Annotated in this window: 15 protein-coding genes and 2 rRNA genes; 8 read left to right on the top strand and 9 right to left on the bottom strand. The window is 37.1% G+C overall.

Annotated features, from left to right (window positions below; translation table 11 throughout):
* Window positions 1–119, top strand: a 23S ribosomal RNA gene (locus ABC228_RS05790); the annotation flags it as partial.
* A 126-nt stretch (window positions 120–245) separates the two neighbouring features.
* A 5S ribosomal RNA gene (gene rrf, locus ABC228_RS05785) occupies window positions 246–361 on the top strand.
* A 64-nt stretch (window positions 362–425) separates the two neighbouring features.
* On the opposite strand, the gene ABC228_RS05780 is transcribed toward rrf, so the two are convergent.
* From ABC228_RS05780 to galU, 6 genes are all read right to left on the bottom strand, one after another.
* Window positions 426–671, bottom strand: a complete 246-nt coding sequence (locus ABC228_RS05780) for a hypothetical protein (protein WP_345824137.1) — start codon at window positions 669–671, stop codon at window positions 426–428.
* A 138-nt stretch (window positions 672–809) separates the two neighbouring features.
* The gene (gene floT / locus ABC228_RS05775) at window positions 810–2,393 is read right to left on the bottom strand and encodes a flotillin lipid rafts scaffold protein FloT (RefSeq protein ID WP_345824136.1); all 1,584 of its coding nucleotides are present in this window, start codon (window positions 2,391–2,393) and stop codon (window positions 810–812) included.
* A gap of 23 nt (window positions 2,394–2,416) precedes the next feature.
* On the bottom strand, window positions 2,417–2,962 hold the full coding sequence (locus ABC228_RS05770) for an NfeD family membrane protein (protein ID WP_345824135.1): 546 nt from the start codon (window positions 2,960–2,962) through the stop codon (window positions 2,417–2,419).
* 139 nt (window positions 2,963–3,101) lie between these two features.
* Entirely contained in the window at window positions 3,102–4,382 is a 1,281-nt protein-coding gene (locus tag ABC228_RS05765) for a S8 family peptidase (RefSeq protein WP_345824134.1), read from the bottom strand.
* A 140-nt stretch (window positions 4,383–4,522) separates the two neighbouring features.
* On the bottom strand, window positions 4,523–5,842 hold the full coding sequence (locus ABC228_RS05760) for a UDP-glucose dehydrogenase family protein (protein ID WP_345824133.1): 1,320 nt from the start codon (window positions 5,840–5,842) through the stop codon (window positions 4,523–4,525).
* A gap of 2 nt (window positions 5,843–5,844) precedes the next feature.
* Window positions 5,845–6,747 (bottom strand): UTP--glucose-1-phosphate uridylyltransferase GalU, encoded by a 903-nt coding sequence (gene galU / locus ABC228_RS05755; RefSeq protein ID WP_345824132.1) that lies wholly within the window; start codon window positions 6,745–6,747, stop codon window positions 5,845–5,847.
* 232 nt (window positions 6,748–6,979) lie between these two features.
* On the opposite strand from galU, the gene ABC228_RS05750 reads away from it, so the two are divergent.
* The 6 genes from ABC228_RS05750 (at window position 6,980) to ABC228_RS05725 (ending at window position 11,935) form a co-directional block, all read left to right on the top strand.
* Complete coding sequence (locus tag ABC228_RS05750) at window positions 6,980–8,065, top strand: glycosyltransferase (protein WP_345824131.1); 1,086 nt, start codon at window positions 6,980–6,982, stop codon at window positions 8,063–8,065.
* The gene (locus tag ABC228_RS05745) at window positions 8,043–9,218 is read left to right on the top strand and encodes a hypothetical protein (RefSeq protein ID WP_345824130.1); all 1,176 of its coding nucleotides are present in this window, start codon (window positions 8,043–8,045) and stop codon (window positions 9,216–9,218) included. The genes ABC228_RS05750 and ABC228_RS05745 overlap by 23 nt, the downstream gene beginning before the upstream one ends.
* Before the next feature lie 5 nt (window positions 9,219–9,223).
* Entirely contained in the window at window positions 9,224–10,219 is a 996-nt protein-coding gene (locus tag ABC228_RS05740; RefSeq protein ID WP_345824129.1) for an NAD-dependent epimerase, read from the top strand.
* 72 nt (window positions 10,220–10,291) lie between these two features.
* Entirely contained in the window at window positions 10,292–11,002 is a 711-nt protein-coding gene (locus ABC228_RS05735; protein ID WP_345824128.1) for a hypothetical protein, read from the top strand.
* A 147-nt stretch (window positions 11,003–11,149) separates the two neighbouring features.
* Window positions 11,150–11,476, top strand: coding sequence for a hypothetical protein (locus ABC228_RS05730; RefSeq protein WP_345824127.1), 327 nt, complete (start codon window positions 11,150–11,152; stop codon window positions 11,474–11,476).
* Between the two features lie 225 nt (window positions 11,477–11,701).
* Entirely contained in the window at window positions 11,702–11,935 is a 234-nt protein-coding gene (locus ABC228_RS05725; protein ID WP_345824126.1) for a hypothetical protein, read from the top strand.
* 68 nt (window positions 11,936–12,003) lie between these two features.
* On the opposite strand, the gene qoxD is transcribed toward ABC228_RS05725, so the two are convergent.
* From qoxD to qoxB, 3 genes are read right to left on the bottom strand one after another with little or no spacing between them, the layout of a single operon-like run.
* On the bottom strand, window positions 12,004–12,288 hold the full coding sequence (gene qoxD, locus ABC228_RS05720; RefSeq protein ID WP_345824125.1) for a cytochrome aa3 quinol oxidase subunit IV: 285 nt from the start codon (window positions 12,286–12,288) through the stop codon (window positions 12,004–12,006).
* 2 nt (window positions 12,289–12,290) lie between these two features.
* The gene (locus tag ABC228_RS05715) at window positions 12,291–12,887 is read right to left on the bottom strand and encodes a cytochrome (ubi)quinol oxidase subunit III (protein WP_345824124.1); all 597 of its coding nucleotides are present in this window, start codon (window positions 12,885–12,887) and stop codon (window positions 12,291–12,293) included.
* Entirely contained in the window at window positions 12,887–14,833 is a 1,947-nt protein-coding gene (gene qoxB / locus ABC228_RS05710) for a cytochrome aa3 quinol oxidase subunit I (protein WP_345824123.1), read from the bottom strand. Before qoxB ends, ABC228_RS05715 begins: the two co-directional genes overlap by 1 nt.
* Between the last annotated feature and the right edge of the window lie 39 nt (window positions 14,834–14,872).

The raw sequence follows: 14,872 nt of genomic DNA, 5'->3' as shown, positions 1-14,872 counted from the left end.
GACTTCCCATCACTTCGAGTGAGTAAGATCCCTCAGAGACGATGAGGTTGATAGGTCCGAGGTGGAAGCGTGGTGACACGTGGAGCTGACGGATACTAATCGATCGAGGACTTAACTAACACTTTTTGAGTCGTTGTGTTGCTTATTTAGTTTTCAGGGTATAAAGCTAAAAGCGTTCAAGGAGGTTCGGGTAAACCGTTCACTTCCTATGAACAAACCCGAACGACCTACGTCGTGTAGGCCTGTCTGGTGATGAAGGCGAAGAGGTCACACCTGTTCCCATACCGAACACAGCAGTTAAGCTCTTCAGCGCCGATGGTAGTTGGGGCATTGCCCCTGCGAGAGTAGGACGTTGCCAGGCAACAAAAAAGCCAAGAAGTGATAATGTTATCACTTCTTGGCTTTTTTCTATCTAAAGAAAATTGCTACCACTGTTTATTATCATTGCCAATTTGTTCTTGCATACTCTGTGAGGTAGCATTAGGTTGTATTGGGAACATACCTTGAAGTGGCTTAGCTATTTGTTCTATGGTTTGATTACTCATCAAATTAGAAATACTTTGTGGCATTTTTTGAAAGGTGCCATTTTTAATCCCTTTTGAGATACCATAGATTGCAGCACCTGCTGCACCAATTGTTACCAATGATGTCATCATCTTTCGATTGTCCATATTAAATACCATCCTTTAAATTGTTGATTTTGAGCAAATATCGCCTATAGTTTCCCATCAAATTTAACTCTTTATCCTTCACGATTTGTAATAGGATAAATAAGGAACAAACTATTAAAGTTTGTTCCTCCTGGGTAATTAATTTGAAACTTCTTCTTCAATCTTTTCTGTTGATTCCTCTACAGTATTACTTTTAGTGGAGGTATCACTTAATTTATAGGATAGTCCATCTCGATCTGATACCGCTAATTTGTTATTTCCGACTAATCCTTCAAGTAATTCCTTGACATCAATCCCAGAAGAAGCTTTTAAGGTTTCCTGTAGTGTTGCCATCAAATCTGTAGCATAACCAGTGACCTTATTAGCTCCACCTTCACTACCGCTACCACCGGTATCTACAACAGTTATTTTATCAATATTTCCAAGTGGACTGGCGATTTCTTTTGCATATTCTGGAAGCATACGGATAACCATATCAAGGATAGCCGCTTGACCATATTGTTCAAACGCTTCAGCAATCTTTCGCTTGGCTTCTGCTTCGGCTAACCCTTTTAATCGGATAATATCTGCTTCGGATTCACCTTGTGCTCGTTGTGCCTCAGCTTTGGCTAGACCGTCAACACGTACCTTTTCAGCTTCTGCCTTTGCTTCGGATTCAATACGATATTGGTTCGCATCTGCTGTAGCGATTTGTTTCGCTTTATCAGCTATGGCAGCTTGCTCAACTGCATAACGATCAGCGTCTGCCTTTTTCTTAACTTCAGAATCGTACTGCTTCTCGCGACGAAGAATTTCTTTTTCTTCTAGTTCAATTTGTTTTTGACGCTCAATAATCTTAATTTGCATTTCATGCTCTGTAACCTCTTGTTTTGCGCGAGCTGTTTCTAAATCATAGGCTTGGTCGGCACGTGCTTTTGCAATGTCCTGCTCACGTCTATAATCAGCAGTTTTTAACTGATTTTCTTTTTCAGCCTCAGCAATTTCTGTCGCTCGTTCAAGCTCTGCCTTTTTTGCGTCTTTAGAAGCCTCTGCTTGCTTGATGCGTGTTTCCTTGTCTGCTTCAGCAGTGGCAATATCAGCATCTCGCTTTACTTGAGCAATACGTGGTTTACCTAGGGATTCCAAGTATCCATTTTTGTCACGTACATCTTTAATCGTAAACGAGACAATATTTAACCCCATTTTAGCTAAATCCTGAGAAGCAACACGTTGAACTTCTTGTGAAAATTTCTCTCGATTTTTATAAATTTCTTCAACAGTCATAGACCCAAGTATAGAGCGAAGATGACCTTCTAGTACTTCTTTTGCTTCATTTTCTCTATCTTCTTTCGTTTTCCCTAAAAACTGTTCAGCAGCTGTGGCTATTTCGCTAATAGTTCCTCCAATCTTAATGATTGCAGTACCATCAGCCATAACGGGTACACCCTGTTCCGTATAAACTTCGGGAGTTGTTACATCAAGCTTACTGGACAAAAGACTCAAAGGTTCAGCTTGCTGAAAAACTGGAAGTACAAATGTACCTCCACCACGTATAATCTTAATTTTGTTTCCAGATTCATCTGTATGTACGGTTTTTCCTCCAAGATAGCTACCAGTTACTATTAAGGCTTCATCTGGCCCTGCTGTTCGATACTTCTTAATAAATACGGCTATAAGTGCAATTACAAGAAAGACTGCAACTGCTATTAAGATTGTAAATCCATTAAATAAATTATCAATCATGACTATTCCCCCTTAATCATTATTTAGTTGCTAATCGTCATTTCAGAATCTAGATCGTAAGGAATAACATATAACACGCCTTGTTCAATTTCTAGAACGAGTACATCTGTTCCTTCAGAGATGGGCGTATTTTCATAGCTGGCTGCTGGTTTGGAAATCATGCCACTTTTACTATCAATGACAATTTCTCCGAAACCATCTATAGGGATGGAAATAATGATCTTGCCAACCCGTCCCTTGAGGGACTCCTCAGTATATGCAAGGGATTCCTCAGCTGATGATAGTGGTATTAACACAAAGAAGTTAAGTAAAACATCCATAATTAATGCAAAAGAAATGGATAAGAAGAGTATAAAAAGACTTGAAAAGGGAGTAACTAATTCCAATATATAGCCTGATGAGGATAGGAAAACAATAAAGGCTAAAATAAGTGTCGGATTTAAAAAAGCGATACCTTCACCGACTGCATCCAGGACATCCCCGAAGAAGATGTAAAGGACGGTAATACATCCTGAGATAATAAGTGTAGTTAAATAAATAGTTTGAATATCCACTCCAAACAAAGTCATATACATCATCCTAACTCTAGATTCAAAATTCCGATTAATTATTATACGGTTCTATTGTATATTAAGTTTCAAAAAATATAAATAATTTTCAGAAAAACGAACCAGCACCCAAGGGAAAGGGGTGCTGGTGCTGAATCCGTTATAGTAGGTTTTCTGCATTTAGATAACCATTTCCTTCGAGGCGGGATGGTTGTCCTAAAGTTGAACATGCTTCAATTAGCTTTTGTTTTACTTGAGATGGTAATAAATCTGGTTCTTTTTGTAGTAGTTGAGCAACAATTCCTGCACAAATAGGTGTAGCCATTGAGGTTCCAGATAATGAAATATAATTTGCATTCACTCGAGCTGACTTATTCGTTTTATCAAGAAAGGATCCAGGGGCTCTCAACGAGATAATATTCACTCCAGGGGTTACTAAATCTGGTTTCATAATACCATCAATTGTAGGACCACGACTGGAGAAGTCAGCGATGGAATCGTCTGAACGGTCTGGCGTTCCGTTATCGTCAGTTGCACCTACTGTAATTACTTTTGGACTTATACCTGGACTAGCGATTGTTTCATTTGACGGCCCTGAATTACCAGCAGCAACACATACTACAATTCCGTTGTCCCAGGCTTTTTCAACAGCCTTTACTACTGGATCATCATGTGCAGATTCTACTGCATCTGATCCAAGTGATAACGAGATAATATCAATGCCGTATTTTGATTTGTTTTGAATGCACCACTCTATTCCAGCAATGACAGTTGATAGTGAGCCTGAACCCATTTTGTTCAGAACTTTAACTCCTACTAGCTTTGATTCTGGGGCTGGTCCAACATAGCTTTTGCTTGAAAGCATTCCATTGCCAGCTGCATTACCTGCACAATGTGTTCCATGACCGTTGTCATCATATGGTTCTTGTTTATTACTGACAAAGTCTACAAACCCACTTATTCTGCCTTGTAAATCTTCGTGTGGATAAATACCAGTATCAATTACAGCAATGGTTTTACCAACTCCAGTATAGCCTGATTGGTGTAACTGGTGTGAATTTACGGAAGGCGTTGCGACATCAAGTAATGTCGTAACCTTTCGATCATAATATACTTTTTTAATAGTAGAACAACTTTCTAGCAACCCTTCAATGCTTTCTAATGACATATGCGCTGAGCAACAGGATATTGTTGGGAATTCCTGATAGCTTTTGCATCTAGAATTTCGAACATCTAGCATACCAGCTTCATAGGAATCGGGATTAAATTCGATGAGGATAGGAAATGTCTTCATTTTTTTACGATAGGTTTCAAGTGGCTTGTGAAGAATGCAAGGAATAGATTGAAAAGGGCGGTAAAACTGAATTAATTCCTTACGCAGAGTTTGATCCATTTTTTGACCATTGCGCCTTACCATTTGGATGACAGAATATCCAAGCATTTGTTTTCACTCCTTTTCTATTAAGATGTTGTACGGAATAGCTTACGTAAGTTAATAGAAAAGAGAGTGAGTAATTCGTATAAATAATGGATAAAAAGGCTTTAACATAATAGAAGCTAGCAATAGATAGTCATCCATTGCTAGCTTCTTCTCAATAAATTCGGCCTTCCAATTGGGTAGTATTCTATTTTTTCGCATTCTAATAGCTGCTCTTCTTTTAAACAATTTCTTCCATCAAATATTACTGGCTGCTTCATAAGACTTAGAACCTGGAATAAATCCATCGATATGATTTCGTCCCATTCTGTAATGATAAAAAGAGCATCTGCATTTTCTACGGCTTCATAGAGTGATGTGCAGTAATTAACATTGTCATGGTTTATTACTTGTTCCATATTATTTGATGCAGCTGGATCAAAGGTGGCTACATATGCCTCACTTTTGATGAGTTCTTGAATAATTGTTATGGATGGTGCCTCACGAATGTCATCGGTACCAGGCTTGAATGCTAAGCCTAGCACAGCGAAATTCATGTCTTTTAGCTCTCCAAACCGGTTTTTGGCTTTCTCAATAAGAACCAGCTGTTGTAAATTGTTGATATGCATGGTTTCGCTTAAGAGGTCAAATGTCATCCCGGCATCCCTTGCAGAGTGCTGTAAAGCTAATACATCCTTTGGAAAACACGAACCTCCATAGCCAATCCCAGGTCGTAAAAATGATTCACCGATTCTTCTATCCATTCCCATCCCCTTTGATACGTCCATTACATCAGCACCCACTAGTTCACAGAGATTGGCAATTTCATTAATATAACTAATTTTTAAAGCAAGGAACGCATTTGATGCATATTTAATCATTTCTGCACTACTTATATCCGTTTCGAGAATAGGGATATTTAAGGTACTATATAGCTCCTTCACCTTAGCAATTGCGGAAGGCTTATTAGAGCCAAGGATTATTCTGTCTGCTTTAAGCGTATCTACTATTGCTGATCCTTCCCTTAGAAATTCAGGGTTAGAGACAATATCAACTTTTATATCATCTGCAATATGCTTATCTATTATTTCTTTGATGTGGTTATTAGTCCCAACAGGAACCGTACTTTTAATAACGATAATAGTGTCCTCATTTAGATGACTAGCAATATCCACTGCGGCTCTTTCTAGATAGGATAAGTCAGGCTTTCCTTCAGGACCTTGTGGCGTACCTACTGTCATAACAATAATATCGGAACCTATTAATCCTTCTTCATAGCAGGTTGTAAATGATAATCTTTTAGTATTGATATTTTTTTGGAGAAATCTTTCTAATCCTGGTTCGTAAATAGGAGATATCCCTTTATTCAGCTTTTCAATTTTAGATTTATCAATGTCAATACAAGTTACTTGATGTCCAATTTCCGCCAAGCATACACCAGTTGATAGTCCAACATATCCAGTGCCAATTACTGAGACATTCATCGTTATACCGACTTCCTTTCTGATGTGGACCCTGCTTGCGAATATAATTCTTGTAGGTACACTAATATCTCATCTCGGATGTCTGGTCGAGATAATGCGACATCAACAGTAGCTTTAACGAAACCTATTTTATCGCCAATATCATAACGATTTCCATCAAAATGGTAAGCTAATACTGCTTGCATTTTATTTAGTTCATTGAGGGCATCTGTGAGTTGTATCTCTCCACCTCTTCCAGCCGGTAAATCTTGAAGAATGTTAAATATTTCAGGTCTTAATATATAACGCCCCATAATAGCATAATTTGAAGGGGCATTTTCAATACTTGGTTTTTCAACTAGAGCATCCATATACAATAGATTTGAATGAATATGTTCTCCTTTTGGTTGAATAATTCCATACTTATTTACTTCTTTATTTGGTACTGGCTGTATGGCGACTACAGAGCTGTTGTAGTATTCGAATACCTCAATCATCTGTCTAAGACATGGTTTTTCAGAGAGGACAATATCATCTCCTAGCAGAACAGCAAAAGGATCATTTCCAATAAAACTTCTAGCACAAAGTATGGCATGCCCTAAGCCTAATGGTTCTTTTTGTCTGACATAGTAGATGTCGACTAGATTCGATATTCGTTGTACCTCCTCAAGCATTGAAAACTTGTTCTTTTTAATTAGTGCTTCTTCCAATTCAAATGTCTTATCAAAATGGTCTTCGATCGGCCTTTTACCTCTTCCTGTAACAATGACTATTTCCTCAATTCCAGATTCAACAGCCTCCTCAACAATATATTGGATAGTAGGCTTATCAACTATTGGGAGCATTTCTTTTGGTTGTACCTTCGAAGCTGGTAAAAATCTTGTTCCTAACCCACCAGCAGGAATAATTGCTTTTTTTATCTGCATAATATTCTCTCCCCATACCTTCTTACAACCTTATATATGCTCCGCAGGTGTTACTAGTAACGTTTCTAGCCTATTAAAAGATAAAAAACCTAATTAGTTTTGGTATTAACAAAAGAAGTAAATCCCCAAAGAATATGGTGTATTGTACCTTCCTATTTGTCCATACGCCTTGACCAATAGATGCATAAATTAATGAAAGAGAAGAAATATTTTTCTTGAAAGGGGATTGTTCATGCGAAGAGTATTGCATTTAAATTTACGGGTAGATCCCACGCAGTATATTCCGCAAATACGACAGGTACCAAACTATGACTATATTCATCTTGTTCGACAGCCAAAGTATATGGTAGATAAAACACTATTGAATGAAAAGGTCTACTATTTAAGTGAGATTTTTTCCAAAAAGGATTATGTGGAAAAGCAAAAAATATCACTTATCCATGCTCATCACGGACAACTGGGGATGTTATTACTTCCATTTAAAGAGGAAACAGGATTACCAATAGTCACAAGTATACGTGGAAGAGATGCTACGCTAGCTAATCAACCAGTAGGTTATCTTGAGAATATGAAAAAATTATTTGCTGAAGGCGAACAATTTTATCCAGTATGTAATTATTTAGCAGAAAAAATTATGGACTGGGGATGTCCACCTGAGAAAATTCGTGTGTTATATGGTGGAGTTGATCTAGAACATTTAAGGTATCGCCGACCAATTATTGGTGACACACAAAATATCTTATCGATGGGACGTCTAGTGGAAAAGAAGGGTCATCATATTCTGATGCAAGCCTTTAAAAAGGTTAAAGAAAAGTATCCAAAAGCAACACTTACCATTGTAGGTAGGGGAGAGTTAGAAGAGCACTTAAGAAGATTAGCTGTACAACTGAATTTAGGAGATTCCTTTCAACTTCTTCAACATTTGCCAAAAGAAAAAGTAAGGGAGCAAATGGCGAGGGCTGATTTATTCTGTGCTGCAAGCTTAGAGGCATCCAATGGTGATGTAGAGGGGATACCAAACACGGTAAAAGAAGCAATGGCAATTGGGGTTCCGGTACTTTCAACCAACCATGCTGGTATTCCAGAACTTATTACGCATAATGTAGACGGCTTTTTAGTAGAGGAGAATAGTGTTGCTGAGCTTGCAGATGGCATTGAATTTATGTTTGAAAACAAAGGCTTATGGCGGACATACACGTACCAAGCACGTAAAAAAGTACAGGAGAATTTTGATCAACGCAAACAGCTTATACAACAAAGTAGATTTTATGACGAGTTACTAGAGGGGGTTCATCATGGAAACCTTCAAAAAAATTAAGGTCACCAAAGGTGAAAAGATGTTAGAAATTGAGAACCCAACAAGCTATCCTCTAATAGGAATGGGTGCACAAGGAGCGGTTTTTCAACTATCTGAGGAGAAATGTGTAAAAATTTATCCGGATCCATTAAAAGCAGAAATGGAAAAAGAATCTCTCTTGGCAGGTAAACATCTTGATTTCTTCCCAAGCGTGTATGAATCAGGAGAAAATTATATCGTGATGGATTATTTCAATGCCCCTACTTTAAAGGAATATCTACGAAACTGTACGTATATTCCGGAGTCGATTGCGAGAAAGCTTCTTGAAATTTTAAAGCAATTAAAGGAAGCAAAATTCACCATGATTGATGCCCCACTTCGGCACATTTTTGTATTAGAAAATGAAGAATTAAAGGTAATTGACCACGTAAACGCATTTAAACGACAACATCCAGTTCCACTGAAATTATTACGGGATTTAAATATCATCTTGCTTAAAGAATCATTTCTATCCTATGTAGAGAGTTTAGAGCCAGAAATATACCAAGAGTGGGATGATTATTTTCACAAAAATCAACTGGATTATAAAGAAATTCCTGTTGGTGATGCGAGTGGAAAGGTTAAGACCGATAGTGCGGTTGCACAGCCATTAATCGGAAAGGGGCATCAGGGAGCAGTATACCGAGTATCGGAAGGTAAATGTGTGAAAATATATGGTAAAGTAGACCATGCCAAATTAGAGCAAAAGGTACTCGTATCTGGACAGGAATTATCCTTTATTCCCAAAGTTTATGAAACAGGGAAGAACTATACGTTAATGGAATATTTAACAGGTCCGGATATGAATTCCTATCTAAAGAAACAGTCATCACTTTCACCGGAAACTTCTCAAGGAATACTAGCAATATTAACAGCGATGAAAAAGAGAGGCTTTACGTTAATTGATGCACCATTACGTCATATTATTATCACAAATAAGGGCTTTAAAGTTGTGGATCATGTGTATTCCTTTACGAGGGAACAAAGTCGTCCATTAGAATTATTTGAAAATCTTCACGAGAGAGGATTTTTAGATGATTTTTTAAACCATGTAAAGGTTTTAAATCCACAAGTATATGAGGAGTGGACGAAAGAACCTATTCCACTTCCTGAACCAGTAGAAGAAGTAGGGTGAGGCCCTTGGAAATACTAGTTACAGGTGCAGCGGGATTTATAGGCTATCATGTATCGAAGGGCTTACTGGAGAAAGGATATCGAGTTATTGGTATCGATAATTTAAATGCGTATTATGAAGTTCAATTAAAACAGTCAAGAGTAGAGATGTTAAAAAAACAGGATAACTTTATCTTTTATCCCGATACAATTTGTAATGAAAGTGTATTAGACGATATCTTTACTAATTACAATATTAACATTGTGATTCACCTAGCAGCTCAAGCAGGTGTCCGCTACAGCATAGAAAATCCTCACGCTTATATTGATTCCAATATAAAAGGTTTTATGAATGTACTAGAGGCTTGCCGAACTTATCCCGTCGAGCATTTAATATATGCATCCTCTAGCTCCGTATATGGGGCGAATAGTAAAGTGCCGTTCTCTATAAGCGATAATGTTGATCATCCAGTAAGCCTATATGCTGCCACGAAGAAGTCAAACGAACTAATGGCACATACCTATAGTCATTTGTATCAAATTCCTACTACAGGCCTTCGTTTTTTTACTGTATATGGTCCATGGGGGAGACCGGATATGGCTTATTATATGTTCACAAAAAATATTATTGAGGGAAAACCAATTCAAGTATTTAACCAAGGTGACATGAAGCGAGATTTCACCTATGTGGATGATATTATTGAAGGAATAGTATTATTAATGAATCATACTCCAGAAACAAATTACAATTCTTCTAATTTAGCCATCCGTAATACTCCCTATCAGCTCTTCAATATAGGAAATAATCGTCCTATTCCATTAATGGATTTTATTCGAAAAATAGAGGAATTAATTGGTAAAAAGGCCATTATAGAATATTTACCAATGCAACCAGGAGATGTGAAAGAAACCTTTGCTGATATTACAAGTTTAAATGAAGCAATCGGATTTTCTCCAAGTACACCAATCGAGGTTGGATTAGAGCAGTTTGTTAATTGGTATCGCAGTTTCTATCATCATTAATATAAAAATGTGCTCACTGTAATTATTTGGTGACATAAACTATATTAAAACTACAATAATTAGGTGATTGGAATGGGAAACCATCCTGCCAAAGCATGTCTTCTTGATGATTTGCAAGCAACTAAAAAGGGGAAGATACTGCTATTGCATATTGGGAAAAAGGTTATGCCAATTAAATTTGTATGTGTCATAAAAGAGAACAGTTGTCTCGTAGGTACAACTTCGGATGGCTGCAAGCTTTTTCTAAATAGTGGATGTATTATTGGTATCTCCATTTTAGAAGATTGGCCAATAACTTTGTCTGATAAAACGTTAAAACTAGATCATTCAAACCCTAAAAAGCTTGCAATAGAAGCGGATTCCAGTAAGAGGAATAGTAGAAATCTGACAAAATCAAAGAAGAGATATGGACTATTGGATAGTCCCGAAACCACAGAAAACACGAGAAATGCAATAAACTCAGGAAGTACTAAATTCAAAAGAAACAGGAGAGACTTTGTAAACCCAAGTGATGCAAGTTCCAGAAATAACAGAGGGGCTTTAGAAAATCGAAGTGATTCAAGATTTAGAAAAAACAGAGGAGATTCTGTAAACCAAAGTGATATAAGAGCCTCAAAAAACGTAAGTGAATCAATTAACTTAAAAGACACATTAGAGTCAAAAAGCAGAACACCACTGGAGCGAAAGCAGTCAATAGCTAACAGCTTATTAGATAATAGTACAACAATAAGTAATCAATCAAATTCTTCTATAAAACAGAGCGGAAAATTTTTTACAAACTAGCAAAAAGACAAGAGCACTAAGCTTCTTGTCTTTTTTTAGGATTTCATGAATAAGTGCGAAGTTTCTCTGGATATATGATGATAACATCTATACTCTTTATGGCATTTATTCATAGGATAAAGTAACAGAGAATGGGAGGGGAGAAATATGAATTCTCGTCAACGTGATATCGATTCAACCATTGAACAACTGGTAGAGAACTCTGTTCATAAATATCTTGATGATGTATTAGGTAACTTGGCCATGGATATAAAAAATGAAAATGCTCGTTCAAGTATAAAACAAAGTGGCAATGGAATTGTATATATTGATAACTCCGGCATTGCATTTGCGTTCCTATTGTTCTTTCGATATTTTATGAAGGATCAAATAAATGAAGAGGATTTTCAGGATTTGCAAAGCAAAATTGAAACATTAATGGAAGGAAATCGAAACTCCTTCGTGCAAGCACTCAATAGTTTAAAAGAATCCTAAAATACGAGTGAGTTGTTATCTGGAATACCCTTGCTTAGTGAAGAATTTACAAAGATGTAGCTTCAGCGCCCTGAGAAAAGGAAAGGAATATGCTGATATATTTCCACTCCAAAAGTCTCTTACTAGGGCGCTCTCACTTCTTTTTAGAAAAATGGACATAAATCGAATATTTCTTGACAAAATTGTGAACAAGATGAATAATATAAGTATAAAGGGGGATTTATCATGATAAATTCTAAGAAGGTACTAAGGGCAGTAAGTTTTGTTTGTGGAACATTAATAACAATTGGAATACTTTCTTTTCTATATGGTTTTTTTGCAAACGGTTACGAGGCGTTAACAGGGATTGGAATCGGAACGATCATGGGTGGCGTATTTATTTTCATCATGGGAATCTTCCTCGTAGCGACGGAAGAAATGGTGGATAAGAATAAAGGAAAAACAATATCAAATCAGTAAACTATACTTGACTAATAAAAAAGCTCTGTCACTAGACAGAGCTTTTTTGGTTTTGATTATAGACGATTTTACATATAACCCCATATCAAAGTAAGCAGGGTTCCGAATATCGTTACAAGGGCAATGGCTACACCATAATAAACATTGGTATAAATTGCTTTTTTATCCTCTGTTTCGCCAGCGTGCATAAAGAATACCAGCTGAAGAGTAGCCTGTGCAAATGCTGTCACTAACAGAATGGTCATCCCAACCTCAAATGACATATCAAGGAAGTAAACAGTAAGTGCTACGGCAGTAAGGACTAAAGAAAAGATAAACCCCATTACCTGTTTTACTGGAAATAACTCTTTCATGTTTACATCATTCCTTTCAGGTAGATGAAGCTGAAAATAAAGATCCAGACGACATCTAGAAAATGCCAATAAAGCGAGAAGATAAATGATTTATTCGTTGTTTCTGGTGTGAAACCACGTTTTTTGATCTGAAGGAATATGAAGAATCCCCAGAATAAACCAAATGTTACGTGTGCCCCGTGAGTTCCAAGGGTTGTTAATAAAATGGCAGTAAATGCACTAGTTTGAAGTGTTGCTCCTTCATGATAGTAATGCATGAACTCATATATTTCTGTACTAATAAAGGATAGACCTAAAAGCAATGTGATTCCTAAGAATACTAGTGTTGCTTTTTTATTTTGAATACGCATTGCATGTGTTGCTAATCCAATTGTAAAGCTACTTGTTAGAAGTATGATTGTTTCAATTAATACTGGTGTAATTTCAAACAGTTCAGAACCGGATGGGCCAGAACCGACACCATTTTCTAAGGTGAAAAACGATGCAAATAGTGTACCAAATAGCATAATTTCCGCACCTAAGAAAATCCAAAAACCAAGAATGTTCATTTGATTTTGGTGGGTGCCATATTCAAGAGGTTGCGAGTGATCGATTTTCATTAGTTAGCACCTCCAAATTTATTTTCAGTATCATTAATTTCTTCTTCTGAAATATATCGTCCATGATCAATTTCAAATGTACGATATGCCATACATCCAAGTATTCCTAGTAATGCTACAACAACACCAAGCCAAATACTGAAGACAAAAGAAAAGCCTAGAACAAAGAATAATCCAGCCATGATTATTGGTACACCACTGTTATTTGGCATATGGATTTTCTTGATTTTTCCTTTAAATAGCTTATGTCCATTTTTCTTTGCATCCCAGAAAGGTTCTGAAGAATTAACTTCTGGTGTAATTGCAAAGTTATATTCTGGAACTGGGTTATGCGTCGCCCATTCTAAAGAACGTGCATTCCAAGGATCTTGCCCTACATTTCTAGGTGAGTTACGGAAGCTGTAATACACATTATACACGATAAGAATAAAGGCAATTGCCATTAATCCTGCACCGAAGAAAGAAAGCATATTTAATGGACCAAAACCAGTTTCTTCTGAGTACGTGTACATACGACGAGCTTGCCCATCTAATCCTGTCACATACATTGGGAAGAATGCGAAACAGAAGCCAATGGATAGGAACCAGAAAGCCCATTTTCCGATACGTTCATTAAGCATAAATCCAAACATTTTTGGCCACCAGTAGGTTAGACCAGCAAGCATTGCAAAGACAACACCTGGAATAATAACATTGTGGAAGTGTGCTACTAGGAACATTGTATTATGATATTGGTAGTCAGCACTTGCAATAGCAAGCATAACACCTGTTACACCACCAATTGTAAATAACGGTATGAAGCCTAATGAGTACAGCATTGGTACCGTGAAGCGGATTTTTCCTTTCCACATTGTCAATAACCAGTTAAATATTTTTATTCCTGTTGGTACCGCAATTGCCATCGTAGTGATGGAGAATATCCCATTTACAAGTGCGCCATGTCCCATTGTAAAGAAATGGTGTACCCAAACTAGGAAGGAAAGGAACGAAATAATTACCATTGACCCGACCATAGACTTATAACCATATAGATTACGTTGTGAGAAGGTCGAAATTATTTCACTATAAATACCAAAGGCAGGAAGTATTAAAATATATACCTCAGGATGTCCCCATACCCAGAACAGGTTTGCCCAAAGCATATCCATTCCGCCATTTGTACTTGCAAAGAAATGTGTTCCGAATTGACGATCAAAGGTACCCATTATTAGTGCAATGGTTAACACTGGAAAAGCAAAGACGATAATAACGTTTGTTATCAATGCTGACCATGTAAACATTGGCATTTTCATTAATTTCATACCTGGAGCACGCATTTTTAGTATCGTTACAATAAAGTTAATACCCGTCATGAGAGTACCAATACCTGAAATCTGTAATGACCACATGTAGTAATTAACGCCTACAGACTCACTAAAGTCAGTTCCTGCAAGTGGGAAGTAGTTGGTCCAACCTGCATCAGGTGATCCACCAATTACAAACGAAATATTAAAGAGCATTGCTCCCGCAAAATATAACCAAAAACTAATCGCATTTAATCTTGGGAATGCCACATCACGTGCACCGATTTGAAGCGGTACGATGAAGTTCATTAACCCAATAACAAAGGCCATCGCCATAAAGAAAATCATAACAACACCATGTGTTGTAAATACCTCATTATAGTGTTGTGCATCTAAAAACGTATTATCTGGTACTGCAGTTTGTAACCGCATCATAACAGCATCCGCACCACCACGGAATAGCATTAATAGTGCAGAAATCATATACATAATTCCTATGCGTTTATGGTCAACGGTTGTTAACCATTCACGCCATAGATAACCCCATTTTTTGAAGTAGGTAAGTCCTATGAATATTGCTACGACGGTAAGGCCGATAGCAACCATGGATGCATAAATTAATGGACTTGGATGGGGAATAGCAAACCGATCAAAGAATTCCATTTTTGTTTCTCCTTTCGAGATTGTAAGTTTTTAAGTCTA

This window comes from Ornithinibacillus xuwenensis, from assembly GCF_039614845.1.
Lineage (GTDB): Bacteria > Bacillota > Bacilli > Bacillales > Amphibacillaceae > Ornithinibacillus > Ornithinibacillus xuwenensis.
The sequence above is the reverse complement of the archived record's forward strand: the minus strand, read 5'-3'. Positions and strand labels throughout refer to the sequence as shown.

Excerpts from the sequence above, each read along its gene's own strand:
- ABC228_RS05765 (WP_345824134.1), bottom strand. The coding sequence starts at position 4,382 with ATGCTTGGATATTCTGTCATCCAAATGGTAAGGCGCAATGGTCAAAAA.
- ABC228_RS05725 (WP_345824126.1), top strand. The coding sequence starts at position 11,702 with ATGATAAATTCTAAGAAGGTACTAAGGGCAGTAAGTTTTGTTTGTGGA.
- ABC228_RS05745 (WP_345824130.1), top strand. The coding sequence starts at position 8,043 with ATGGAAACCTTCAAAAAAATTAAGGTCACCAAAGGTGAAAAGATGTTA.
- qoxD (WP_345824125.1), bottom strand. The coding sequence starts at position 12,288 with ATGAAAGAGTTATTTCCAGTAAAACAGGTAATGGGGTTTATCTTTTCT.
- ABC228_RS05735 (WP_345824128.1), top strand. The coding sequence starts at position 10,292 with ATGGGAAACCATCCTGCCAAAGCATGTCTTCTTGATGATTTGCAAGCA.
- galU (WP_345824132.1), bottom strand. The coding sequence starts at position 6,747 with ATGCAGATAAAAAAAGCAATTATTCCTGCTGGTGGGTTAGGAACAAGA.
- ABC228_RS05715 (WP_345824124.1), bottom strand. The coding sequence starts at position 12,887 with ATGAAAATCGATCACTCGCAACCTCTTGAATATGGCACCCACCAAAAT.
- floT (WP_345824136.1), bottom strand. The coding sequence starts at position 2,393 with ATGATTGATAATTTATTTAATGGATTTACAATCTTAATAGCAGTTGCA.
- ABC228_RS05750 (WP_345824131.1), top strand. The coding sequence starts at position 6,980 with ATGCGAAGAGTATTGCATTTAAATTTACGGGTAGATCCCACGCAGTAT.
- qoxB (WP_345824123.1), bottom strand. The coding sequence starts at position 14,833 with ATGGAATTCTTTGATCGGTTTGCTATTCCCCATCCAAGTCCATTAATT.
- ABC228_RS05780 (WP_345824137.1), bottom strand. The coding sequence starts at position 671 with ATGGACAATCGAAAGATGATGACATCATTGGTAACAATTGGTGCAGCA.
- ABC228_RS05730 (WP_345824127.1), top strand. The coding sequence starts at position 11,150 with ATGAATTCTCGTCAACGTGATATCGATTCAACCATTGAACAACTGGTA.
- ABC228_RS05770 (WP_345824135.1), bottom strand. The coding sequence starts at position 2,962 with ATGACTTTGTTTGGAGTGGATATTCAAACTATTTATTTAACTACACTT.
- ABC228_RS05760 (WP_345824133.1), bottom strand. The coding sequence starts at position 5,842 with ATGAATGTCTCAGTAATTGGCACTGGATATGTTGGACTATCAACTGGT.